This is a genomic window from Paraburkholderia sp. SIMBA_054 (genome assembly GCF_046534875.1).
Taxonomy (GTDB): domain Bacteria; phylum Pseudomonadota; class Gammaproteobacteria; order Burkholderiales; family Burkholderiaceae; genus Paraburkholderia; species Paraburkholderia hospita.
This window is the reverse complement of the sequence record NZ_JAWRXV010001006.1, coordinates 1-262: the sequence shown is the minus strand read 5'-3', so window position 1 is coordinate 262 and position 262 is coordinate 1. Positions and strand designations below refer to the sequence as shown.

Annotated in this window: 1 protein-coding gene; it reads right to left on the bottom strand. The window is 64.9% G+C overall.

The window, feature by feature from the left end; all coding sequences use genetic code 11:
* The coding region (locus tag SB822_RS58170; protein ID WP_410859252.1) for a hypothetical protein at positions 1 to 262 on the bottom strand (262 nt) is incomplete at both ends.

Here is a 262-nt window from a genome sequence, read left to right as displayed (position 1 = left end):
CCGCGTTCGCGAAGTCGATGTCGTGGCAAACCTTTTGCAAGACCTTGCGGCTATTCGGGCCGACCACGGCGAAGGTCGCCCAGTGATCGGTGACCGACGCGAGGCGCACGCGCATGTCGGGCCATTCGGTTTGCAGCCAGCGTTCGAGCCACGTCAGCACGCGCGCGGCGCCACCGGTCGTGGTCGTCATCATGTAGTGCTGGTCGGCGAGGCGCACGGTCACGCCGTCGTCGAAGATCATGCCGTTTTCGTCGAGCATCAG